At 61.1% G+C, this 22,779-nt stretch carries 27 protein-coding genes; 10 read left to right on the top strand and 17 right to left on the bottom strand.

Translation table 11 applies throughout. The annotated features are described in order from the left end of the window. Positions 1–290 precede the first annotated feature (290 nt). Positions 291–545, top strand: a complete 255-nt coding sequence (locus BUA42_RS21005) for a hypothetical protein (RefSeq protein WP_143152760.1) — start codon at positions 291–293, stop codon at positions 543–545. On the opposite strand, the gene BUA42_RS19880 is transcribed toward BUA42_RS21005, so the two are convergent. Continuing rightward, positions 472–2,013 carry an AMP-binding protein gene (locus BUA42_RS19880; RefSeq protein ID WP_072780092.1) on the bottom strand — a complete coding sequence of 514 codons (1,542 nt, stop codon included), beginning with the start codon at positions 2,011–2,013 and terminating at the stop codon, positions 472–474. The genes BUA42_RS21005 and BUA42_RS19880 overlap by 74 nt on opposite strands. A gap of 145 nt (positions 2,014–2,158) precedes the next feature. Between BUA42_RS19880 and accB the strand changes: the two genes are divergently transcribed. The 3 genes from accB to aat are packed head-to-tail and all read left to right on the top strand — an operon-like array spanning position 2,159 to position 4,697. Continuing rightward, the gene (accB, locus tag BUA42_RS19875) at positions 2,159–2,647 is read left to right on the top strand and encodes an acetyl-CoA carboxylase biotin carboxyl carrier protein (protein WP_072780091.1); all 489 of its coding nucleotides are present in this window, start codon (positions 2,159–2,161) and stop codon (positions 2,645–2,647) included. 15 nt (positions 2,648–2,662) lie between these two features. Continuing rightward, positions 2,663–4,021 carry an acetyl-CoA carboxylase biotin carboxylase subunit gene (accC, locus tag BUA42_RS19870; protein ID WP_072780090.1) on the top strand — a complete coding sequence of 453 codons (1,359 nt, stop codon included), beginning with the start codon at positions 2,663–2,665 and terminating at the stop codon, positions 4,019–4,021. 40 nt (positions 4,022–4,061) lie between these two features. Beyond that, the gene (aat, locus tag BUA42_RS19865) at positions 4,062–4,697 is read left to right on the top strand and encodes a leucyl/phenylalanyl-tRNA--protein transferase (RefSeq protein ID WP_072780089.1); all 636 of its coding nucleotides are present in this window, start codon (positions 4,062–4,064) and stop codon (positions 4,695–4,697) included. On the opposite strand, the gene BUA42_RS19860 is transcribed toward aat, so the two are convergent. The 5 genes from BUA42_RS19860 to BUA42_RS19840 all read right to left on the bottom strand — a co-directional run bounded on the left by BUA42_RS19860 (position 4,661) and on the right by BUA42_RS19840 (position 7,993). Then, positions 4,661–5,023 (bottom strand): DUF2155 domain-containing protein, encoded by a 363-nt coding sequence (locus tag BUA42_RS19860; protein ID WP_072780088.1) that lies wholly within the window; start codon positions 5,021–5,023, stop codon positions 4,661–4,663. The genes aat and BUA42_RS19860 overlap by 37 nt on opposite strands. 39 nt (positions 5,024–5,062) lie before the next feature. After that, positions 5,063–5,446 (bottom strand): NADH:ubiquinone oxidoreductase subunit NDUFA12, encoded by a 384-nt coding sequence (locus BUA42_RS19855; RefSeq protein WP_072780087.1) that lies wholly within the window; start codon positions 5,444–5,446, stop codon positions 5,063–5,065. A 64-nt stretch (positions 5,447–5,510) separates the two neighbouring features. After that, on the bottom strand, positions 5,511–5,879 hold the full coding sequence (locus tag BUA42_RS19850; RefSeq protein WP_072780086.1) for a RidA family protein: 369 nt from the start codon (positions 5,877–5,879) through the stop codon (positions 5,511–5,513). A gap of 67 nt (positions 5,880–5,946) precedes the next feature. Then, positions 5,947–7,212, bottom strand: coding sequence for an ATP-dependent Clp protease ATP-binding subunit ClpX (clpX, locus tag BUA42_RS19845; protein ID WP_072780085.1), 1,266 nt, complete (start codon positions 7,210–7,212; stop codon positions 5,947–5,949). Positions 7,213–7,363: 151 nt separating this feature from the next. After that, on the bottom strand, positions 7,364–7,993 hold the full coding sequence (locus tag BUA42_RS19840) for an ATP-dependent Clp protease proteolytic subunit (protein ID WP_072780084.1): 630 nt from the start codon (positions 7,991–7,993) through the stop codon (positions 7,364–7,366). A gap of 144 nt (positions 7,994–8,137) precedes the next feature. Here BUA42_RS19840 and BUA42_RS19835 point away from each other — a divergent pair, with 144 nt between their 5' ends. After that, positions 8,138–9,343: an FAD-binding domain-containing protein gene (locus tag BUA42_RS19835; RefSeq protein ID WP_072780083.1), complete on the top strand. Its 1,206-nt coding sequence runs from the start codon at positions 8,138–8,140 to the stop codon at positions 9,341–9,343. 79 nt (positions 9,344–9,422) lie between these two features. Here the strand turns inward: BUA42_RS19835 and ruvB are convergent, their stop codons facing one another. The 3 genes from ruvB to ruvC all read right to left on the bottom strand — a co-directional run bounded on the left by ruvB (position 9,423) and on the right by ruvC (position 11,669). Next, positions 9,423–10,445 (bottom strand): Holliday junction branch migration DNA helicase RuvB, encoded by a 1,023-nt coding sequence (gene ruvB / locus BUA42_RS19830; RefSeq protein ID WP_072780082.1) that lies wholly within the window; start codon positions 10,443–10,445, stop codon positions 9,423–9,425. Between the two features lie 67 nt (positions 10,446–10,512). Continuing rightward, entirely contained in the window at positions 10,513–11,184 is a 672-nt protein-coding gene (ruvA, locus tag BUA42_RS19825) for a Holliday junction branch migration protein RuvA (protein ID WP_072780081.1), read from the bottom strand. Further along, positions 11,181–11,669, bottom strand: a complete 489-nt coding sequence (ruvC, locus tag BUA42_RS19820; protein ID WP_072780080.1) for a crossover junction endodeoxyribonuclease RuvC — start codon at positions 11,667–11,669, stop codon at positions 11,181–11,183. Before ruvC ends, ruvA begins: the two co-directional genes overlap by 4 nt. A 318-nt stretch (positions 11,670–11,987) precedes the next feature. On the opposite strand from ruvC, the gene BUA42_RS19815 reads away from it, so the two are divergent. Then, on the top strand, positions 11,988–12,179 hold the full coding sequence (locus tag BUA42_RS19815) for a DUF1127 domain-containing protein (protein ID WP_072780079.1): 192 nt from the start codon (positions 11,988–11,990) through the stop codon (positions 12,177–12,179). A gap of 103 nt (positions 12,180–12,282) precedes the next feature. Here the strand turns inward: BUA42_RS19815 and BUA42_RS19810 are convergent, their stop codons facing one another. The 3 genes from BUA42_RS19810 to BUA42_RS19800 form a co-directional block, all read right to left on the bottom strand. After that, positions 12,283–12,630 carry a hypothetical protein gene (locus tag BUA42_RS19810; RefSeq protein ID WP_072780078.1) on the bottom strand — a complete coding sequence of 116 codons (348 nt, stop codon included), beginning with the start codon at positions 12,628–12,630 and terminating at the stop codon, positions 12,283–12,285. Positions 12,631–12,764: 134 nt separating this feature from the next. After that, the gene (locus BUA42_RS19805; protein ID WP_072780077.1) at positions 12,765–13,640 is read right to left on the bottom strand and encodes a 50S ribosomal protein L11 methyltransferase; all 876 of its coding nucleotides are present in this window, start codon (positions 13,638–13,640) and stop codon (positions 12,765–12,767) included. A gap of 66 nt (positions 13,641–13,706) precedes the next feature. Further along, entirely contained in the window at positions 13,707–14,939 is a 1,233-nt protein-coding gene (locus BUA42_RS19800; protein WP_072780076.1) for an MFS transporter, read from the bottom strand. A gap of 119 nt (positions 14,940–15,058) precedes the next feature. Here BUA42_RS19800 and BUA42_RS19795 point away from each other — a divergent pair, with 119 nt between their 5' ends. Beyond that, positions 15,059–16,120 carry a YeeE/YedE family protein gene (locus BUA42_RS19795; RefSeq protein WP_072780075.1) on the top strand — a complete coding sequence of 354 codons (1,062 nt, stop codon included), beginning with the start codon at positions 15,059–15,061 and terminating at the stop codon, positions 16,118–16,120. Positions 16,121–16,246: 126 nt separating this feature from the next. Then, the gene (locus tag BUA42_RS19790; RefSeq protein ID WP_072780074.1) at positions 16,247–16,576 is read left to right on the top strand and encodes a hypothetical protein; all 330 of its coding nucleotides are present in this window, start codon (positions 16,247–16,249) and stop codon (positions 16,574–16,576) included. Between the two features lie 5 nt (positions 16,577–16,581). Here BUA42_RS19790 and BUA42_RS19785 read toward each other — a convergent pair whose 3' ends face one another. Together BUA42_RS19785 and BUA42_RS19780 are read right to left on the bottom strand one after the other, a co-directional pair. Further along, positions 16,582–17,343 (bottom strand): ABC transporter permease, encoded by a 762-nt coding sequence (locus BUA42_RS19785; RefSeq protein WP_072780073.1) that lies wholly within the window; start codon positions 17,341–17,343, stop codon positions 16,582–16,584. Continuing rightward, a complete protein-coding gene (locus tag BUA42_RS19780) occupies positions 17,340–18,275 on the bottom strand; it encodes an ABC transporter ATP-binding protein (protein ID WP_072780072.1) in 936 nt (311 codons plus the stop codon). The genes BUA42_RS19785 and BUA42_RS19780 overlap by 4 nt, the downstream gene beginning before the upstream one ends. 143 nt (positions 18,276–18,418) lie before the next feature. On the opposite strand from BUA42_RS19780, the gene BUA42_RS19775 reads away from it, so the two are divergent. Continuing rightward, positions 18,419–19,369, top strand: a complete 951-nt coding sequence (locus BUA42_RS19775) for a DMT family transporter (protein ID WP_072780071.1) — start codon at positions 18,419–18,421, stop codon at positions 19,367–19,369. On the opposite strand, the gene hemE is transcribed toward BUA42_RS19775, so the two are convergent. Next, the gene (gene hemE / locus BUA42_RS19770; protein ID WP_072780070.1) at positions 19,366–20,400 is read right to left on the bottom strand and encodes a uroporphyrinogen decarboxylase; all 1,035 of its coding nucleotides are present in this window, start codon (positions 20,398–20,400) and stop codon (positions 19,366–19,368) included. The genes BUA42_RS19775 and hemE overlap by 4 nt on opposite strands. 100 nt (positions 20,401–20,500) lie before the next feature. Between hemE and hemC the strand changes: the two genes are divergently transcribed. Next, positions 20,501–21,451, top strand: coding sequence for a hydroxymethylbilane synthase (gene hemC / locus BUA42_RS19765; RefSeq protein WP_072780069.1), 951 nt, complete (start codon positions 20,501–20,503; stop codon positions 21,449–21,451). A 28-nt stretch (positions 21,452–21,479) separates the two neighbouring features. Here hemC and BUA42_RS19760 read toward each other — a convergent pair whose 3' ends face one another. Further along, positions 21,480–22,286 (bottom strand): DUF4198 domain-containing protein, encoded by an 807-nt coding sequence (locus tag BUA42_RS19760; RefSeq protein ID WP_072780068.1) that lies wholly within the window; start codon positions 22,284–22,286, stop codon positions 21,480–21,482. Next, positions 22,283–22,750 carry an SRPBCC family protein gene (locus BUA42_RS19755; RefSeq protein ID WP_072780067.1) on the bottom strand — a complete coding sequence of 156 codons (468 nt, stop codon included), beginning with the start codon at positions 22,748–22,750 and terminating at the stop codon, positions 22,283–22,285. The genes BUA42_RS19760 and BUA42_RS19755 overlap by 4 nt, the downstream gene beginning before the upstream one ends. Positions 22,751–22,779 lie beyond the last annotated feature (29 nt).

The following is a 22,779-nucleotide window of genomic DNA, read 5'->3' as shown; positions in this document are numbered from 1 at the left end:
AAAACCCGCTCCGGCAAGATCATGCGCCGCATCCTGCGCAAGATCGCCGAAAACGACTACGGCGCCCTCGGCGACACCTCAACACTCGCCGACCCTTCCGTCGTCGACGACCTCATCAACAACAGAATGAACAAGGGGTAAGGGTCACCCGGGTTCATGAAATGGGCGGCGCCCCGTGCCGCCCTTTATCTTTCTGATTTGATTTAATTATTCTGGAAAATTCCCTCACCCGAGGCCACCCCCTGTGCTAAGATCCAAGGGTGGGTCATTCGTAGAAAGGGGTACATCTCATGCCTTTGATTCATCCGATCAGCTCTGTCTCTCCGCTGCGTCCGGCGCAAAAGACCGACATGGGCAGTCAGCAGTCCGCGCTCCCGCATGGTGCCACGGCGGCGGCGAAACTCGATGAAAACGAAACCGGAAAAAAGGCGGTGGAACCGGCCGCGCCACCCTCGGCCCTGCAACTGCAGATCAAGGCACTGATTTCAGAGCAGTCTCAGGATCAGCAACATCCGAACGGGCAAGCGTCCGAAGCTCCGTCTTGAGCACTTTGCCGTAGTTGTTCTTCGGCAAGGCATCGAGAAACTGATAGACCTTGGGCCGTTTGAACCGCGCGATTTGATTCAGGCAATGGCGGTCCAAAGCATCGGAATCGCAGATTGCCCCGTCCCGGAGGACGACGAAGGCCACCACCTGTTCGCCCCATTCGGGGTGCGGGTCGCCAATGACGGAGACCTCGGACACCGCCGCGTGCTGGAGCAGAACGTTCTCGACCTCTCTCGGGTAGATGTTCGATCCGCCAGAGATGATGACGTCCTTTGACCGGTCCATGAGCGTCATGTAGCCTTGCGCGTCCAGCCGACCCATGTCGCCCGTGCGCAACCACCCGTCGACAAGCGTCGACGCCGTGGCCTCTGGGGCGTTCCAGTACCCTGCCATCACCGTGTCACCCCGCACTTCGATCTCACCCACTTCGCCCGGACCAAGCAGCTGCCCGTCCGCGCCGCAAATCCGCACTTCGACGGCCGACTGCGCCCGCCCGACGGAGTTCAACCGCAACCTCCAATCACGCGAGTGGCGATCAGCCACCTCCTCTTTGGTCAATGCCGTGATCCCCATCGGGCTTTCGCCCTGCCCGTAGATCTGCGCGAAAACGGGGCCAAATCGATTGACCGCCTTCAGGATGTCCGCCTCGTACATTGGACCGCCCGCGTAGACGACAGTTTCGAGGCCCTCTCCGCACTCATCCGACATTTCTGCGTAATCCGTCAGCCGTTTCACCATCGTCGGAGCCGCAAACATGTGCGCGCGACCGTGTGCGCGGGCCAGGGACAACACCTCTGTCGGATCGAACCCGCGCGACGGTGGAAACACGTGCCGCGCGCCCTGCAGCACATGCATCATGCTATAAAGCCCGGCCCCGTGGCTCATCGGGGCGGCATAGATCGTGGCGTGGTCGGAACGCACCGCCGCAACATCGGATTGATAGCAAAGGCTCATCGACAGAAGGTTGCGATGGGTGATCTCCACACCCTTCGGACGCCCCGTGGTGCCGGACGTATAGAAGAGCCACGCAGTGTCCTCTCCAGCGCGATGCGTCACATGGCACAGCGCTTTCGCACCAAACCCGTCCTGCTCGATGTCCACCAACCGCCACGGGCCCTCGATCTCCTCAAGGCTGGCCTTGAGCGCACCATGCGTCAGACACAGCCGCGCTTCCGAATTCTCAAGGATCCACGCGACCTCCTTGGCGTGCAGTTTGGCATTGATCGGCACAACAATGGCTCCAGCTGCCCACACCGCGAAGAGCGCGATCAGGTAGTCTGGCGCGTTCTGCATGAAAACCGCAACGCGATCCCCTGGTGCAACCCCCTGCGCGCGCATCCATCCGGCGATCTGAAGGGACCGCGCTTCCACCTCGCCGTAGCATGCCACCTGTTGCATCCCGTCGAACAGCGCCGGGCGATCCGGCGACCGGACCGCCGTTCTTGTCAGCCAGTTCGCGATATTCATGCTGGTCTCCCCCTTGCTCCTGACATTTAATCGGTGCAAGGAATGACGTGCAATGCGGGCACGGCCCGTGCAGACGGCGCCCGCGCCCAAGTTGGCTTTCGGGGGCCCGCCGACACGCGGGAAAAATAACGGGGCGAGGGACAGCATGACCAAAAACACGCGCGATGCAGATGTCGCATTCATCGAGGCGCTGGCACAACTCCTTCGGGAAAACGATTTGACCGAGGTTCAGGTCAAGCGTGAGTACGGCGAAGACGACAGCCTGAACGTGCGCGTAAGCCGCCTGTCACCTGCCGCCCCGGCTATGTCTGCGCCGGCACCTGTTGCGGCTGTTCCAGCGGCCGCGCCGCCCGCGCCAGACGCATCGAGCGCAGCGACGCCGGAAGACCCTGCCGAACATCCGGGCGCGGTCACGTCCCCGATGGTCGGCACGGTATACTTGCAAGGCGAACCGGGCGCGCCCGCATTCATCTCTGTCGGGCAACAGATCAACGAAGGCGACACGCTGCTCATCGTCGAAGCAATGAAGACGATGAACCACATCCCAGCCCCAAGAGCCGGAACAGTGAAACGCATCCTCGTGGAAGACGGCGCCCCGGTCGAATACGGCGCGCCGCTCGTCATCCTTGAATAATCGCGACGGTCGGTGATGTTTGACAAAATCCTGATTGCCAACCGCGGCGAGATCGCATTGCGCGTGATGCGGGCCTGCCGCGAGATGGGCATCCACAGCGTCGCCGTGCATTCCACCGCCGATTCCGACGCGATGCACGTGCGTATGGCGGATGAGGCGATCTGTATCGGGCCGCCTTCTTCCACCGACAGTTATCTTTCAATCCCCGCGATCATCTCGGCCTGCGAAGTGACCGGCGCGCAGGCGATCCACCCGGGCTACGGCTTTCTGTCCGAGAATGCGCGTTTCGTGCAGATCGTCGAAGACCACGGCCTGACCTTCATCGGGCCAACCGCCGAACACATCCGCATCATGGGGGACAAGATCACCGCCAAGGACACGATCAAGGCGCTTGGCGTGCCCTGTGTGCCGGGGTCCGAAGGCGGCGTGGCCGATCTAGTCGAGGCCAAGACACTTGGCGAAGAGATTGGGTATCCGGTGATCGTGAAGGCCACCGCGGGTGGTGGCGGACGCGGCATGAAGGTGGCGAAAACCGCTGCCGACATGGAGCGCGCATTTCAGACCGCGCGGTCAGAGGCGAAAGCCGCCTTCGGCAATGATGAGGTCTACATCGAGAAGTACCTCACTACGCCGCGCCACATCGAAGTTCAGGTCTTTGGTGACGGCAAAGGCAAAGCGGTCCATCTGGGAGAGCGGGATTGCTCTTTGCAGCGGCGCCACCAAAAGGTGTTGGAAGAGGCCCCGGGTCCCAGCATCACCTCAAAGGAACGCGCCGAGATCGGCAAGATTTGCGCTGATGCGGTCGCGGAGATCAATTATGCCGGTGCTGGCACGATCGAATTTCTCTACGAAAATGGAGAGTTCTACTTCATCGAGATGAACACCCGGCTTCAGGTCGAACACCCCGTGACCGAGGCGATCTTCGGCGTCGATCTGGTCCGCGAGCAGATCCGCGTGGCCTCCGGCCTGCCCCTGTCCTTCGAACAGGACGATCTCAAGATCAACGGCCACGCCATCGAGGCCCGCATCAACGCCGAGAAGGTCCCGAATTTCTCGCCCTCGCCGGGCCGGATCACGCAATACCATGCCCCCGGCGGTTTGGGCGTGCGCATGGACAGCGCGCTCTATGATGGCTACCGGATCCCGCCCTACTACGACAGCCTGATCGCAAAGCTGATCGTGCACGGGCGCGACCGGGACGAAGCGCTGGCCCGCATGTCACGGGCATTGGGAGAGCTCATTGTCGACGGCGTCGACAGCACCGTTCCCCTGTTCCGCGACCTGCTGGAAGAGCCGGATCTGCATTCGGGCGACTACAATATCCATTGGCTGGAACAGTGGTTGGACCGCACCTACGCCAGCAAGGACGAGTGACGCCACCGCGGCTTCGATACGCTGAAGACGGTGGCGCGCTGTGACGGTCACGCCGGAACTGCTGCTGGAAGCCTACCGCGCTGGCGTCTTCCCGATGGCCGAACACCGCGACGACCCCGAAGTGTTCTGGGTCGATCCGCGCAAACGCGGGGTCTTCCCGCTCGACGGGTTTCACATCTCGCGCAGCCTGGCCAAGACGCTGCGACGCGACAATTACACGGTTACGCGGAACCAGGCCTTTGCCGCAGTCATCGACGCCTGCGCGGATCGCAGCGAGACATGGATCAATCAGGATATCCACAGGCTCTACCAGGAGCTTCACCGCCGGGGCGCGGCGCATTCGCTTGAGGTCTGGGACGGCGACGCGTTGATCGGCGGGATCTACGGTGTGACCGTCGGATCGGCTTTTTGCGGAGAAAGCATGTTTTCGCGGCGGCGCGACGGGTCAAAAATCGCTCTGGCCTGGCTGGTCGATCTGCTGAAGCGGTCCGGATTCACACTTTTCGACACACAATTTCTGACCAACCATCTCGCCTCGCTTGGCGCGATCGAAATCACCCGGGCAGAGTACCGCAGACGGCTCGCGGATGCCCTCCAGCGTGAAGCGGATTTCAACGCCGCTCCACTCGCGTCTTCCGGTCAAGAGGTCGTGCAGCGCAACACCCAAACGTCGTAGCGCGGGTGATCCATCGGATTGAGCGCAGGCGAAGACGCGATCATCCATCCCTGAAAGACCGGACCTTCGACGCCGACTTCAGTGACGGTCAGCTCCGCATAGGCTTCGCCCGCTGCGTTGCCTTCGGGGTACCGGCATTCGCTGACGGCGATGGTGATCCGACCAACGCTTGCAGAGCGGTTATTCGCAATCTCAAGATCCGACACCTGACCCGTCAGCTTGTCCAGCGCGCGCACCGTGACGCCCGTCCCATCCGACGTGGCCAACTGAGCCGAGACCGCGGTCGCGGCACAGAAAACAACAACAGAAAAAAGTCGCCGCACCATCAGCTTACCCCGCGCGTGCCCGACACATCGGCACCGGTCTTATTCCGGGCTCCACGCCTCGTAGTCGCGGCGCTCCTCTGGCACCGGTCGCCGGATTGACCCGGCAGGCGCATAGGCCAACGCCGTCCCGGTGAGGTTCTCCTGATGCGGTTTCACCCAGTCTTTCTTGGGCAACGGCCGCTCTGTCGGCGGTTCCTTGAACGTGTGATGCAACCAACCGTGCCAGTCCGGATCCACGCGGCTGGCCTCGGCCTCACCGTTATAGATCACCCAGCGCCGCTTTCCGTCACGCGACTGGTAGAAGATGTTGCCCTGTGTATCCTCACCTACCTTTTCACCCTTGCGCCACGTGTAGAACTGCGTGCCAAGCGTTTGCCCGTTCCACCATGTGACAGCGCGAAGAAGAGTATTGAGAATGCCCATGGACGTCTCCTCGGGTTTGGGTCACCGCCTTATACGGTCAGATCAAGAGCGAGGTCCAGCGCAGCTATGCCGCAGGCGGGGCAAGCGCGGTGACCTCGATCTCGATCCTGTATTTCGGATCGATCAGGCCACATTCGATCATCGTGGCCGCTGGCGAGTTGGCGCCGAAGGTCTCTGCCAAAACGGGAAAACACGGCTCGAATTCATGGCGGTCGGGCAAGTAATAGGTCACGCGCACCACGTCTGCGAAGGATGCTCCGGCCTTTTCCAACGCTCCGCCAATGACCTCCAACGCACTCCGGCACTGATCGACAACCGTGTCACCCTGCCCCACCGTGCCTGCCACGTGCACGAAACCACCTGCCACCACAGCCCGGCAATAGCCGACCTTGGCCTCAAACTCTCCGCCAGAAGAAATGCGCCGGATTGTCATTTTCTCACACCCTCAAAAAGAAAGGCGGGCCGAAAGCCCACCTTAAAATCTGTTCTTCATCAGACAGTTAGCCCGCGGATGCTGGCTCTTTCTTCTGATCCGCGTAGATCATCAGCGGCTTGGCGTCCGAGGTCACGGCCTCTTCGTTCACCACCACCTCGGTCACGTCATCCATGCCGGGCAATTCGAACATCGTATCCAACAGGATGTCTTCAAGGATCGATCGCAGCCCACGCGCGCCGGTTTTGCGTTCAATGGCCCGCTTGGCAATCGCGGTCAGCGCATCGTCGGTAAAGCTGAGCGTTGTATCCTCAAGCTCGAACAGACGTTGATATTGCTTGACCAGGGCGTTCTTCGGCTGAGTAAGGATGATGACCAGCGCATCTTCGTCCAGATCTTCGAGCGTCGCGATCACGGGAAGGCGGCCGACGAATTCCGGGATCAAGCCGAACTTGAGCAGGTCTTCGGGTTCCAGATCCTGGAACACTTCGCCCACGCCGCGCTCATCATTGTCGCGCACATCGGCGCCAAAGCCCATGGCCGAGCCTTTGCCACGCTGCGCGATGATCCGGTCGAGACCGGCAAACGCCCCGCCGCAGATGAAAAGGATATTGGTCGTGTCGACCTGCAGGAACTCCTGCTGCGGATGCTTGCGCCCACCCTGCGGCGGCACCGAGGCCACGGTGCCTTCCATCAGCTTCAGAAGCGCCTGCTGCACACCCTCGCCCGACACGTCGCGCGTGATCGATGGGTTCTCGGACTTCCGTGTGATCTTGTCGACCTCGTCGATATAGACGATGCCGCGCTGTGCACGTTCGACGTTGTATTCCGACGCCTGCAACAGCTTGAGGATGATGTTTTCGACATCCTCGCCGACGTATCCGGCTTCGGTCAGCGTCGTGGCATCCGCCATCGTGAACGGTACATCCAGAATTCGCGCGAGCGTCTGGGCAAGAAGTGTCTTGCCGCAACCGGTCGGACCGATCAGCAAGATGTTCGACTTCGCCAACTCGATATCCGAGGATTTCTGCGAATGGTTCAGACGCTTGTAGTGGTTGTGCACCGCAACCGACAGCACCCGCTTCGCCACCGCCTGACCGATGACATAGTCGTCCAGCACATCGCAAATCTCGCGCGGCGTCGGCACGCCATCCGTCGACTTCAGGCCACCGCCCTTGGTCTCTTCGCGGATAATGTCCATGCAGAGTTCAACGCATTCATCGCAGATAAAGACGGTCGGTCCGGCAATGAGCTTGCGCACTTCATGTTGGCTTTTGCCACAGAAGCTGCAGTAGAGGGTGTTTTTGCTGTCGCCGCCAGAATTCGTCGCCATCTTTTAACCTTTCCCGGTCAACCAAGAGCGTCATCGGGTAGTTGTCGCTCACCTTAAAGGTGTACCGTATTCTCTTGCCAGAACCTTAGGACAGCAGATCATGGGCCACAACGCCAAAAACGCATCCGTGGCAGTGTGGCCCGATCACGTTTTACTCTTCGTCGGTTCCTTTGGCACGGCTCTCGACAATCTCGTCGATCAGGCCCCAGTCCTTGGCCTCTTCCGGCGACATGAAGTTGTCACGCTCAAGCGCCGCTTCGACCTTTTTCAGCGTCTGACCGGTGTGCTTCACGTAGATCTCGTTCAGGCGCTGCTTGAGCTTCTGCGTCTCCTGCGCGTGGATCATGATATCGGTCGCCTGGCCCTGGTAGCCGCCAGACGGTTGGTGCACCATCACCCGGCTATTGGGCAAAGAGAACCGCATCCCCGCCTCGCCCGCGGTGAGAAGCAGTGATCCCATCGACGCCGCCTGACCGATGACCAGCGTGCTGACCTTCGGCTTGATATATTGCATCGTGTCGTAGATCGACAGACCGGACGTCACCACCCCGCCGGGCGAGTTGATGTACATGCTGATTTCTTTCGACGGATTCTCCGCCTCGAGGTGCAAAAGCTGCGCCACAATCAGCGACGACATGCCGTCATGCACCGGACCGTTGAGGAAGATGATCCGCTCTTTCAGTAGTCGCGAGAAGATATCGTAAGCGCGTTCGCCACGGCTGGTCTGTTCCACCACCATGGGGACGAGCGTGTTCATATAGGTGTCGAAAGGATCTTTCATCTGTGCCTGCCTGGATGAAGCGGCGACCGGACGGTGCCGCGGTTGCGAGTTAGCCAGAGACTAGTGTCGGGTCCGAGGGGCTGCAAGGGGGGCCGGGTGCGGCACGCCGTTGACGGGTCGCAGAACGGAGTTACCTCACGCGGCATGAGCCAGACATTTCCACCAACCCGCACCGCAGCCCTTGAACTCCTGTCCCGGTTCGTCCCCAAAGCCGGACGCGACTACGCCGCCGAACGGAATTACGACCGCGGCCCGGGAAACCATGACAACGTGTCCACGCTGTCGCCCTACATACGCCACCGAGTGTTAACAGAACCTGAAGTGCTCGATGCGGTCCTTGGACACTTCTCGACCAGTGTGGCCGAAAAGTTTATCCAGGAGGTTTATTGGCGCACCTATTGGAAAGGTTGGCTCGAAATGCGGCCCGCCGTTTGGGGCGGATATCGTCAGAGCCTCGCCAACGCATGGGACCGCGTTCAAACGCAGTCCGGATTGCGCGCCGAATGGGAAGCCGCCTGCAAGGGCGACACCGACATCGACTGCTTCAATCACTGGGCACATGAGCTGGTCGAGACCGGTTATCTGCACAACCACGCCCGCATGTGGTTCGCCTCGATCTGGATCTTCACCCTGCGCCTGCCATGGGAGCTCGGCGCGGACTTTTTCCTGCGCCACCTCTACGACGGCGATCCGGCATCCAACACGCTCAGCTGGCGATGGGTGGCCGGGCTGCAGACACACGGCAAGAATTACGCCGCGCGCGCATCCAACATTTCGAAATACACAGAAGGTCGGTTCAATCCGACCCATCAGCTGACGCCGAATCCAGAACCGCTCGACGGGCCCGATCATCCGCCGCGGATGGACCCGCCCACGGGCGACATGTTGGACCCATCGCAACCGACACTCCTTCTGCTGCACGAAGACGATCTGAGCCCCGGCTGGCTCTTCGATCTTGGCGTCGCGCCCATAGCCACGGCCACGCTCGACGCCACCGACGGCCTCAGCCCCCTGCATGTTTCGCCCGCGGTCAAAACGTTCAAGTCGGCGCTGATGGACGATGTGACGGAACGCTGGTCTGACACACTGGGCCCAGTGACCAAAGGCCTGACCTTGGCGCGCGAAATCGAAGAGTGGGCCGCGTCTTATGGCGGTGCTCAGATCGTCACACCTTATGCGCCCGTGGGACCCAGTGCCGCGATCCTGAACGATATCAGAGACGTCTCTCTCACCCGCGTGCTGCGCGACCACGATCGCCGCGCGTGGCCACACGCGACGGCAGGCTTCTTCAAGTTCAAAAAGAAGATCCCTGACCTCATCGGCGCGATGAAGGGTTTTTCGATGATTTGAGATACAAGGGTTCTCGGTATCTGCTTGAATCGAGTAGACCTTCTAAGAAACAGCAGACTGTAGCGCGGATTCAGCCGTCTCAATCAAACAGATCTTTGCTCCCAGTCGCTCGCGGTGTCGCCAACCCCAAATGGCTCCAACCCTTCTGCGCCAGCATCCGCCCGCGTGGTGTGCGCTGGATCAGGCCCTGCTGCAAGAGATAGGGCTCGATCACCTCTTCCAAAGCATCCCGACTTTCCGACAGCGCCGCGGACAAGGTTTCGATCCCGACCGGACCACCGGCGTAATTCTCGGCAATCAGCCGCAAGTAGCGCCGGTCCGCCGCATCAAGACCAATATGATCTACGCCCAACCGGGTCAGCGCGCCATCGGCGAGCTCTTTCGTGACAATCCCATCACCCTCGACCACGGCGAAATCCACCACCCGGCGCAGAAGCCGGCCGGCGATCCGCGGTGTCCCGCGTGACCGTCTGGCGATCTCGCGCGCGCCCTCCGGCGCCGCCTCCACACCAAGTTTCACGGCATTGCGCGCAACGATCGTGTTCAGCTCATCCTCGGTATAAAAATTCAGCCGCGTCGGAATGCCGAACCGGTCACGCAAGGGCGTTGTCAGCAGCCCCAACCGCGTCGTGGCCCCGACAAGCGTGAAAGGCTGCAGCTCGATCCGGACCGTCCGCGCCGCTGGCCCTTCGCCGATCACCAGATCAAGCTCGTAATCCTCCATGGCCGGATAGAGCACTTCCTCCACGGCCGGGTTCAGCCGGTGGATCTCGTCGATGAACAACACATCCCGCGCTTCGAGATTGGTCAGGATCGCGGCCAGATCGCCCGCCTTCGCCAGCACCGGCCCGGAGGTCATGCGAAACCCGACGCCCAACTCGCGCGCCATGATCTGCGCCAGCGTTGTCTTGCCCAGTCCGGGCGGGCCGTGAAACAGCGTGTGATCCATCGAGTCCGCCCGCTGTCGGGCGGATTGGATAAACACACGCAGATTGGCGCGGGCCTCCGCTTGCCCCACGAAATCATCGAGCATCTGCGGCCGCAATGCCCGGTCCCGGTCCTCCGGCAAAGGCTCGGGCCGCAGTGTCGGGTCAGAACTCATGCGCGTTCCTCACATGCAAGGGCGCGCCTCGCGAAGACGCAGGTTTGGGCGGATGAGCATGCACCCCTCATCCCTTCGGCGCCAGAAGTTTCAATGCGGCCAGAATCAGGTCCGGCGTTGTTGCGGTTGGATTCTCGCCAGACGCCTGCGCCACAGCGCTGGCCGCTTCACCGGGCGCATAACCAAGATTGCCCAGCGCCGACAATGCCTCTGCCTGTGCTGATGCGGATGGCACAGGGGCCGGAGCCGCTGGCGCAGCACGAACCGGTTCGATCACCGCATCGTCGTCGGTGTCGGGCGGCGGTGCCACAGGCGCGGTGCCGCCCATCGCCATGACGGCCGGGGCCTTGTCTTTCAACTCGTTCACCACACGCTGCGCGGTTTTCGGGCCTATGCCTTTGGCCGCCTTCACCGAGTTCCAGTCGCCCAGCGCAATCGCCCGCCCAACGCCATCGGGCCCCAAGGCACCAAGGATCGCCAGTGACGCTTTAGCCCCGACGCCCTGCACCGACATCAGCAGGCGGTGCCATTCCTTTTCGATCAGCGTGGGAAACCCGAAGAGCTGCAGCAGATCCTCGCGCACCAAGAGGTCCGTGAACAGGGCCACCGCTTCTCCGGGTCCCGGCACCTGCGCCAGCACCCTATCCGAGCAATAGACCGAATAGCCAACGCCGCGCACGTCGATGAGGACGTGATCATCGCCCTTGTAAATCACGACACCGGCAATCCGCCCGATCATGCGCGCATCCTCATGCCCGGGCCGGTCATATGATGCGCGTGACAGATCGCGATCGCCAGGGCGTCTGCCGCGTCCGAGCCGTGGATTTCAGCGCCGGGCAGCTGCATCTTTACCATGTGCTCGACTTGTCGTTTGTCGGCGTGACCCACACCGACCACGGTTTTTTTCACGGAGTTGGGTGAATACTCCCCGATCTCCAGTCCGAACTGTGCGGGCACCAGAAGAGCCACACCGCGCGCCTGCCCAAGCTTGAGCGTTCCGACTGCGTCCTTGTTCACGAAAGTCTTCTCGATGGCGACCGTATGCGGCTGAAACCGCGCGAACACGTCCGTGAGGGCCTGATGGAGCGCCAGAAGTCTGGAGGCAAGTTCTCCGGTGCCGGACAGGCACACGCCATTTGCCACATGACGCAAACGGCTGCCCTCGGCCTCGATCACGCCCCAACCAAGGAACCGCAACCCCGGATCAATCCCCAAAACACGCATGCTGCTCGCGCCTTTGTTGCTTTTTCAGCACGGCTAGCACGAAACGCGAACAAACGCCAAGCAATCAATATAAATGACGCGCAGTCGGGACACCGTCCAAATCCGTCATGCCCGATGTCGCTTAGACGTCATATCGGTCAAAAGAGACACGCGGCGCGTCGTATTTCTGCGTCTTTTTTCAACCACTTACTATGCTGTTCGAGCCATGCACAAAGCGCATAAATCCTATGCAAAAATCACCATTGTTGCAGTCGAATTAGGCACCTATCTGCCCGCCAGATGAAACACCGCAACACGCGCACTTAAAGGAAAACGGTCATGGCTGCATTCGACACCACCCGCCCCACATACGCCGCTGGCCACAAAGGTTTCAGCGCAACACTTGCTTCGCTCTTTGCCAACTTCTCCGCATGGAACGATGCCCGCCTCACACGCAACGCGCTGCGCGCGCTGAGCGATCATGAGCTTGACGATATTGGCCTGACCCGCGCCGACGTCGACTCGTTCTAAGTCGATCCGGGCTCTGGCCCCGGAATGAAATCAAAAAAAATGCCGTGTCAGTCCCCTGACACGGCATTTTTGGTGCGCGCAACACATCCGTAAATACGGGCGATCAGTTGATGATCAGCCCCAGAATCTGAGCCAGGATTCCCGTGATCGGGTCCATGTGCAAAAAGAACGCCCCGATCTGTTCTCCCATGGTTCCCTCTGCCAGGATCGACACCTGTTCGCGATAAGCTTCTTCACCGAAGATCGTCACGATGCAGGCCTTAAGGAAAAACAGAATACCCAAGGGCCAAAGCAAAACGGAAAATGACAACACATCGCGCACATGCCCGATCGGGTAATGCGTGACGAGACCGTTTTTGGAGAGCTTCGTTGCGTATCCGCGCGACAATTGGCGATGACGGGCAAGTACCTTGCGGTACCGTTCATCGAACATTTCCTGATTGCGTGACATGATCAGCAGCCTTGATTTCCGGCCCCCACCGGATGTGACACAGTTAGGCTCAGAATGTGGCGAGAATGGGGCAAACATGGCGATTTGACCCCAATTACGGCGAAAACCCGATTTTTCGGGCAATTGCGGCAGATTTAAGAGGGCGCTTTTTGAAGCGTTATCGTCGTCCAGTCACCAATCTCTTCACGATGCCAGGTATTGATGCCGTTTTGTGCATAAACCTCTGCCACATCGTCGCCTTGTTCGTTCAGGATGCCGGACAGTATCGCGAATCCCCCCGGCGCAAGATGCTGTGCCATATCCGGGGCAAGATCGATGAGGGGCTGTTTCAGGATGTTGGCAAAGACAAGATCAAACGGCGCAGCGTCATGCAGGCGCGGATGATCGAAGCCCATCGCCTCAAGGCAATCGACCCGACCGGATAATCCGTTCGCGGTGACATTGGCCTCTGCCACCTCAACGGCGACCTGATCCATATCGCTTGCCAGCACCGTCTCGGGCCAGACCCGCGCGGCCGCCATGGCAAGAACGGCCGTCCCGCAGCCGATATCGGCCACGTTGTGACAGGTCACGCCTGCCTCGATCAACCGATCCAGGGCACGTAAACAGCCCTGTGTCGTACCGTGGTGCCCCGTCCCGAACGCCATCGCCGCTTCGATCAAGAGCGGCTCTGCGTTGTCGGGCACCGTGTCCGCATCGTGGCTGCCATAGACGTAGAACCTACCAGCGTGGACCGGGACCAGTTCGCGCCGGACCTTTGCGACCCAATCGGTTTCGGGCACTTCGGAGACAACGAAGTCGCCCGCGCGATGCGCCGCGGACAAAAGCGCGAGCGCGACGTCATCCGGCGGGTCCATGAAATAGGCGCCGACTTCCCACATGCCCGATCCGTCCTCGATTTCGAAGACACCGACGCCGTAGGGGGTATCTTCCAGATCCTCCAAAGCCTCGCCCAGCGCTTCGGCGGAGGATTTGTCCGACAGGGTCGTGAAGGCAGTATAGGTGGTCATGGGAGGGCGCTTTCGGGGTCAGGGAACTCTGGCGTCCCTTGCCACGAAGCCCCCTGTCTCGCAAGCTTACTCCGCCGGCGCTGCCACGTATCGCGAAAACACGGTCTCGTTGCCGGGTTCGGGGTGGCGCGGGATCATCAGCGCCAGCATGAGCGACACCATCGCCATTCCCGCCGCCAATCCAAACACCGCGCCCGGCGAGACAAGCCACAAATAGCCAAGGAGCGCAGGCAGAAACACCGCCGCGATATGGTTGATCGTAAACGCGACCGCTGCGGTCGGGGCAATGTCGCCGGGATCGGCGATCTTCTGGAAGTAGGTCTTCAATGCCAGCGCCAACGCGAAGAAGATATTGTTCAGCACGTAAAGCACCGCCGCCAGCACCACGCCCCAGCCGAACCAGTAGATCCCGCCATAGGCGACGAAGACAAGGATCAGGCCGATATACTCGAACACCATCGCGTTGCGTTCGCCGTAACGGTGCACAACCTGCCCCAACACCGGCGCAAGGATCATGTTGGCTAAAAGCGTCACAAGCATCAGCTTTGTGATCTGATCCACGTCCAGCCCGAACCGTTCCACCATCATGAAGGCCGCGAAAACAACGAAGATTTGCCGTCGCGCGCCCGACATGAACTGCAGCGCGTAGTAGAGCCAGTAGCGTTTCCGCAGGATGAATTTCTTGGTCTGCGGGTTTGGCGATTCAAACTGCGGCATGGCGATGACGCAGTAGATCACGATGACAATCGTGAGCGCGCCCGACACCATGTAGACACTGTGATAGCTCAGATCATAGGCGCGCCACGTCACCACGATCACGCCATAGGCCACCAACGTTGCCGCTGACGCCGCCGACAACAGTAGGCCAAGCACCTGCGGCGCGCGGTCTTTCGGCAGCCATTGCAGCTGCAGTGACTGGTTCACCGTCTCGTAATAGTGGAACCCGATTGAACTGATGAGCGTGATGAAAAGGATCCCGCCCATCGTCGGAAAGAAAGCCGTCAGCGCCGTCGCAACTCCCAGCATCGTCAATGAGATCATCGCCAGCGTCTGTTCCCGGATGAAAAGGATGACCACGATCACCCCGATGGCCAGAAAGCCCGGGATTTCCCGCACGGTATGCAGCCAACCGATGTCGGCACCATCGAACTGCGCCACCTCGATGACGAAATTGTTCAGAAGCGCCGACCACGTCGCAAAGCTCAGCGGCATGGCAATCGCCATCAGAAACAGAAGCGTCACGGGCCGCCGCCAGATCGGCAAGTGCCGGGCTTCACCAAGGGGTACGATGCGCCGCATGGGTGTCCTTTACGCCTGCTTGTCACCCTTGGCGAGGGAAAAGCCGCGGTTTCTGATCCACATCAAGGCGCACATATTCCACCTCGCGCATGCAACACGCGGCATGACGGAGGCGCCATATGGACCTGATCGCATTGGTTGACCGCATCGGCGAAGCGCCGACTGCCGCACTATTCGGGCTGCTGACCGGCATCGTCTTCGGCATCGCCGCCCAGCGCTCGCGCTTCTGCCTCCGCGCTGCCGCCGTCGAGTTCGCGCGCGGACGTATGGAAGACAAGGTCGCGGTATGGCTTTTGACCTTCTCCACAGCGGTGGTCTGGGTTCAGGCGGCACAGATGTTCGGCCTGATCGACACGTCAGAGGCCAGAATGATGGCCGTTCCGGGAAGCTGGTCCGGCGCGATCATCGGCGGGCTGACGTTCGGCGCGGGCATGGTGCTGGCACGCGGCTGTTCCGGGCGGCTTCTGGTTCTGGCGGCGACCGGCAACCTCCGCTCTGTCGTCTCGGGCCTTATCTTCGCCGTTGTTGCGCAGATGTCTCTGACCGGATGGCTTGCCCCGATCCGCGACAGCCTCGCCGCGATGTGGATCACCGAAGGCGGACGCAACATGGAGCTCCTCACCACTCTGCGCCTGCCCGATGGCAGCGGGCTGGTCTTCGGCCTCGCCACGGCGCTTCTGGCGCTGGAGTTGTCCCGACGCAACCGGATCGGGTTTTCCCGTCTGGTCTTCGCGTCCGGCGTGGGCTTTGCCGTCGCGCTTGGCTGGGCGCTGACCTACGCGTTGAGCCAGGTCGCTTTCGACCCTGTGCAGATCGAAAGCGCGACCTTCACCGGCCCCTCGGCGAACACCCTGATGTTTTTCCTTGACCGTTCGTCGATCCTCGAATTCGACATCGGCCTCGTACCGGGGGTCGTCGTCGGATCCTTCCTCGCCGCGTTCGTTGCAGGTGAGCTCAAGTTTCAGGGCTTCGAAGGCCCCACTCCGATGCGCAACGCCATGATCGGTGCAGCGCTCATGGGGTTTGGCGGTATGCTGGCCGGAGGCTGTGCCATCGGCGCAGGCGTGACCGGCGGGTCGATTTTTGCCGGCACCGCGTGGCTCGCCCTGTTCTGCATGTGGATCGGCGGCATGACCATGGACTGGGTCATGGGAGGTCGGGGACAGCCCGCAGCGGTCTAGAGCCAAGGGCACCGTACGGCGGCAATCCGCCGAGGTCAGGTATACCAGCCTCTGCCCCGCGCCGGTTTTATGGTAAGTTTGCTGATATTTCGAAAACCAAATCGCACTCATTCAGCGGTGACTCATATGCATGTTTTGGACGTACTTTCCAACAAATCCCTTTTGGCGATCACAGCCGGTGTCGGCTACGCGCTTGCCACACTTCTCATGAAAATGGCCTCGGACGATGCAACGATCTTTGTGATCGGGGCGATTGCCATCGTCCTCACCGGCGTCGCCACCGCCGAGATCCTGCTGCTGCGACAGGTCTCTCTTGGCCTCGCCTACGTGGCCATCATCGCCACCGAAAGCATCCTCGTCCTCGCCGCCACATACCTCGTCGGCGAGCCCCTGTCCGCCCGGGAACTCGTCGGCGGCGGCTTCGTGATCTTCGGCGCGGCGCTGGTCAGCTTCTGATCGGCTTACTGACGGATCCGCCATCCTGTCTTGAAAATCCACCAGATCGTCCCGAGGCACAGCAGCGTGAAAGCGAGGATCGCCAGCAACGATAGACCGATCGGCACATCCGCCAGACCAAAGAACGACCAGCGGAAGCCCGACACGAGGTAGACCACCGGGTTGAAAAACGAGATCGTCTGCCACACCGGCGGCAGCATCGAGATCGAATAGAACGATCCGCCAAGGAAGACCAAGGGCGTGATGACCAGCAGCGGGATCAGCTGCAACTGCTCGAAATTCCCGGCCCAGATACCGATGATGAACCCGAAGAGCGAAAAGCTCAGGCAGGTCAGCACCAGAAAGGCCAGCATCGCCAGTGGATTCTGGATCGTGAGGTCCACAAACAGCGCAGAGGTGCCAAGGATCACCACGCCGATGAACAGCGCTTTCGTCGCCGCCGCGCCGACATAGCCCATGACGATTTCGAGGAAATTGATCGGTGCCGACAGCAATTCGTAAATCGTGCCGATGAACTTGGGGAAATAAATGCCGAACGACGCATTCGAGATGGCCTGCGTCATCACCGACAACATAATCAACCCCGGCACGATAAACGCGCCATAGGATACCCCCTCCACCTGATCGATCCGAGAGCCAATCGCCGCGCCGAAGACCACGAAATAGAGCGAGGTCGAGATTACCGGCGACACGAAGCTCTGCAATAACGTGCGGAAGAATCGCGCCATCTCGAAGACATAGATTGCCCGGATCGCCTGCCAGTTCATGCCGCGTCCTCCTGATTGTTCACCAGACCCACAAAGATGTCTTCAAGCGAATTCTGCGTCGTCTGCAGGTCGCGCAGCACTAGACCGGCCTCGGTGACCTCCCGGATCAGCGACGCGATTCCCGTCCGGTCCTGCCCCGTGTCGTAAGTGTAGATCAACACGCGACCGTCTTCGTCGATCCGCAATCCGCGGTCCTGCAACACCTCCGGCAGTGTCGCCACCGGCTCCTGCAATTCGATCCGCAGTTCTTTCTGCCCCAGCCGCGTCATCAGGTCTTCCTTGGCCTCGACCAACAGGATCTCGCCCTTGTTGATGACGCCGACCCGGTCGGCGATGGCCTCGGCCTCTTCGATGTAATGCGTGGTCAGGATGATGGTGACACCATCGCGTTTCAGCCCGGCCACGATCTCCCACATGTCGCGGCGCAGCTCGACATCGACACCGGCGGTCGGTTCATCCAGAAACAGAACCCGCGGTTCGTGCGACAGCGCCTTCGCGATCAGCACCCGCCGTTTCATGCCGCCCGACAGCTCCATGATCCGGTTGTCCCGCTTGTCCCAAAGCGACAGCTGGCGGAGGATCTTTTCGATGAATGCATCGTTGCGCGGCTTGCCAAACAACCCCCGCGAAAATTTGACCGTATTCATCACCCGCTCGAACGGTTCGAGGTTGATCTCCTGCGGTACGAGACCCACCAGCTCACGTGCCCGGCGATAGTCGCGCACATTGTCGTGCCCGCCGACAAGGATCGTCCCCGCGCTTTGCTGGGTGATCCCGCAGATCGTGGAAATCAGCGTGGTCTTGCCCGCGCCATTGGGGCCGAGCAGCGCAAGGATCTCGCCATCCTCGATGTCGAGGGACACGCCCTTGAGCGCTTCGAAGCCGTCGCCATAGACCTTCTTCACATCGCTGATCTGAACCATCGCCGCCATGAAACATCTCCACCGTTCGAGACCCGGCAACCTAGCGGCGTTCGACCCGAACGCAACGGCCAAAGCTGTGCGCGGATCCGGTCCTGCCTGTGCATGTCGCTTTCAACCGTGACGACGGCGTCCGAAACCGCTAGCCGGAAAGGATGGCAGCGCAGCGCGAAAACCGGCCCGGTCTGGGCATTCTGTTTCTCTGCATCGGGATGGTCGCCATCTCGATCAACGATCTGCTGATCAAGGTGCTTTCCGACGATTACGCCCTGCACCTCATCGTGTTTTCGCGCACATCACTCGCCATCTGCATCAGCTTCGTGATCCTGCGGATCGAGGGCGGTTTCAGCCTGCTGCGCACCCATCAGCCCGTCCTGCACGCGGTGAAGGGTCTGATGCTGGTGGGCGCGAACCTCACCTTCTTTGCCTCTCTGGCCGTCTTACCGCTTGGTCTGACGACGGCTCTGTTCTACGTCGGGCCTCTGCTGCTGACGCTTTTCTCGGCTCTGTTCCTTGGCGAACGTGTCGGCCCGCTGCGCGGCGGTGCCATTGTCGCGGGCTTTGTCGGCGTGGCGATCATGCAGGACCCCAGCGCACTGGATGTGGAACTCACCTCGCGCTGGGTACTGGTGCTGCCGGTCGTGGCGGCCACGCTCTACGCGGGTATGGCGACCATGACCCGCGCGCTGGGGCTGACCAGCAAAGCCTCCGCCATGGCGATCTACAACCAACTGGCCTTTATCGGGGTATCTGCCCTGTTTTTCCTGAGTGTCGGCGACGGTCGTTTCGACCCCGGACCGGACAGCCCGAGCCTGCACTTTCTGCTACGCGCCTGGGAATGGCCCGCACGCAGCGACTGGGCGACATTCGCGGCGATGGGTGTGCTGAACGCAACGATGGCCTACTGCCTGAACGCGGCCTATCGCATCGCGCCGTCGGCCACCGTCGCTCCGTTCGAATATATCGGCCTGCCGCTTGCCTTCTTCTGGGGGTGGCTCGTCTTTGCCGAATGGCCGACACCCAGCGTCTGGGCCGGATGCACACTGATCCTGAGCGCCGGTCTGTTCGTGTTCCTGCGAGAGCGACAGCTCAAAAAGCGGGTCTAGCCTCCGCGGACGGTGTCGATCATGAGCTGGACGTTTTCAGGATCGGCGTCTGGCGTGATGCCATGACCAAGGTTGAAGATATGCGGCCCGTTTTTCAGCGCTTCGACCACGTGGCGGGTCTCATCAACCAAAGCCTGGCCGCCCGTCACCATGTGTTTTGACGCCAGATTGCCCTGCACGCAGCCGCCCGGCTGAACATGCTCTGCCACCCATTCGGGCGTCACGCTGTCGTCGACAGCCACACAATCCGCGCCGGTCGCGGCGTGGAAGCCGATATACCCGTCCCCCGCCTGACGCGGGAAGGCAATCACCGGAATACCCGGATGACGGCGCTTGATCTCTTCGGTGATGACCTTGGCCGGATACTTGGCATAGCGGTCGAAATCGTCTCCCTTGAGAGACCCCGCCCAGCTGTCGAAAATCTTCACGACCTCTGCACCGGCGTCGATCTGCGCCGACAGGTAGTCGATGGTGCTCTCGGTGAGCCGCTCGATGATCGCCTCGAAAAGTGCGCGGTTTTCGTCTTTCAGCGCATGCGCCGGACCCTGATCCGGCGTGCCCCGGCCCGCGATCATATAGGTTGCCACCGTCCACGGCGCGCCGGCAAAGCCAATCAGCGTCGTTTCTTCGGGCAACTCCCGCCGCAGGATGCGCACCGTTTCGTATATCGGGTTGAGGGTGTCGTGGATCATCTCGCCGGATCCGAGCTTGTCAAACTCAACCTGCGTCGTGATCGTGGACAAACGCGGGCCTTCACCGGTCACGAACCAGAGATCCGCACCCAACGCCTGAGGCAGCAGCAGAATATCGGCAAACAGAATCGCCGCATCGAATCCGTAGCGGCGGATCGGCTGCAACGTGACCTCGGCGGCAAGTTCGGAATTGTAACACAAGGATAGAAAATCCCCGGCCTGCGCCCGCGTGGCGCGGTATTCTGGCAGGTACCTGCCGGCCTGTCGCATCATCCAGATCGGGGGTGTCGGGAGGGTCTCACCTGCCAGTGCGCGCAGGATGGTCTTGGTCTCGGCCATAGTCGTTCCTTGTGTTCTTGCCTTCGGATCAACCCTTGGCGGCAATATGTCAAGACAAGCATGGTTGTCAGTCGAAGTTTACACGCCTAAAGATCCACACATGACGATTGACTTGCCCACACCCGACAAACCCCTGAACATCGGCACACGCGGTTCTCCGCTGGCACTGGCCCAGGCGAACGAAACCCGCGAGCGGTTGGCGCTCGCATTTGATCTGCCATTTGAGGCATTTACCATCGTCGTCATCAAGACCACCGGCGACAGGATCATCGACCGCCCGCTCAAGGAGATCGGCGGCAAGGGCCTTTTCACCCGCGAAATCGAAGAGGACATGCTGTCAGGCAAGATCGACATCGCAGTGCACTCGATGAAGGATATGCCGGTGCTGCAACCCGACGGGTTGTTGCTCGACACCTACCTGCCGCGCGAGGACGTGCGCGACGCGTTCATCTCGCCAGAACTCACGGGCATCGCGCAACTCCCCGAGGCCGCGATTGTCGGTACCTCATCCTTGCGTCGCCGCGCGCAGCTTCTGAACCGGCGTCCGGACCTGAACGTGGTCGAGTTTCGCGGCAACCTGCAGACACGCCTCAAGAAGCTCTCCGACGGTGTCGCCTCCTGCACCTTCCTTGCCATGGCCGGGCTCAACCGCCTCAAGATGGACGAGGTGCCGAAAACCGCCATTGAGACGAACGATATGCTCCCCGCCGTGGCGCAAGGGGCGATCGGGATCGAACGGCGTGCCGACGACAACCGCGCCGCCGAAATGCTTGCCGCGATCCACCACACCGAGACCGGACACCGGCTGGCTGCCGAACGCGCTTTCCTCGCCGAACTTGATGGCTCCTGCGAAACACCCATCGCCGGATTGGCGGAACTGGACGGAGACACACTCCGCCTGCGCGGAGAGGTGTTGCGACCGGACGGGTCCGCGTCCCATGCCGATGAGGTCAGCGGACCGATTTCCGACGGCGCGGACATGGGAAAAGCGCTCGCGCGCACCTTGCTGGACCGCGCAGGCCCCGGATTCTTCGACTGGCATTCCGCCTAGGCGCCGATGGCGCCCACGCATCCGCGCCCTAGCGTGGCACCGCGAAGGTGAGCGAGGCCCATAGCGTCTCCCATACCGGGTCGCCGTCTTTCGCAGGCTTCAGCGGGCGCAACACCACGGCATCGGCCAGATACGAATACCCCGCGCGCACCGGAAGACGAACCCGACCTTGCCGATCGGTCCGGTGCAGCGTGATCTTTACCGATCCACCGGGCGATTTCGCAAACAGTTCGACCTGCGCATTCGCGCGCGGCTTGCCGTTGTAGAGAACCCGCACGGGCATCCCGCCAGAGACGTTGTCGGTATAGGGGTTCGCCTCCGCCACGATCTCGGTCGCAAGGCCTTCGGCGCGATCTTTGCCCTGACCAGAGCCAACCGCAATCAGGCTTTTGGCGTAGCGGCTATAGCGCTCCGTGAACCCGGTCTCAGGCAAACCACGCGCCTTATGGTCGGCGACCGCAGTCGCGAAATCCTTGTGATCCACGAAATTCAGAAACTTCTGCCATTCCTGGTAGGTCAGCGAATAGCTTTGGGTCTGGTGGATGGCGACGCACAAACCGTCAGCGGGGGCCTTCACCGCCAGTGCCGGACGGTCTCCGGCACGGCCCGGCACGCCCGCCTTCGATCCCGCGCAGCGCATCTCGAAGCGCGCGAAGCTGCGCGGAAGATAGGCCTGTTCGGCGCCACCGAACTCTTCGCCAATGCGCAGCGTCGCCACGATCGATCCGCCCGGGTCAACCTGATAGGCCCTCGGCTCAATCCAGAATTCATGGGCACTGGCCATGAGCGGCGTCAGCGCGACACAGGCCGCCGTGATCCATCCAAGATACGTCATGCCGATTTCACCACCTTGCCTTCGATCTCGCGCGCATAATGTGCCATGCGTTTCTTGAACCTCTTGTTGATGTTGGACCGCGCCAGTTTGAAGGACTGAACCAGCAGACGCGCCGACAGGGTTTTCGGGAACATCTTGAACACCACGTTGACCCGCGTACGGGTCGGTGACAACGGCACAAGTTCGATCTGGGTCGCGGTCTCAAGCCCGCCGGAGGCGCCGCTGAAGCCAAGCGTGTCTGGATGCGCGAACGCCTCAAGCGCGATCTTCGCCTCCCGCTCCTTGCCGCGAAAGGTGAATTTGGTGTCCCAGCCTTCGCCGATCTGCGGCACCGCCCCTTTGAATTGCCGCCGCACGTCGATGCCGCGCCGCAACGCCTGACGTTCAAACATCGCAAAATCGGTAAGCTCTGCAAATACGTGGTCTATGGGTGCGGCCACATCTTCGGTCGCTGTCACCTGCATGGCATGCCCTTTCCTGTCCACCTTGAACT

Source organism: Marivita hallyeonensis (genome assembly GCF_900129875.1).
Classification (GTDB): Bacteria; Pseudomonadota; Alphaproteobacteria; order Rhodobacterales; family Rhodobacteraceae; genus Marivita; species Marivita hallyeonensis.
Note: the sequence above shows the minus strand (reverse complement) of the source record. Positions and strands in the feature narration are given on the sequence as shown.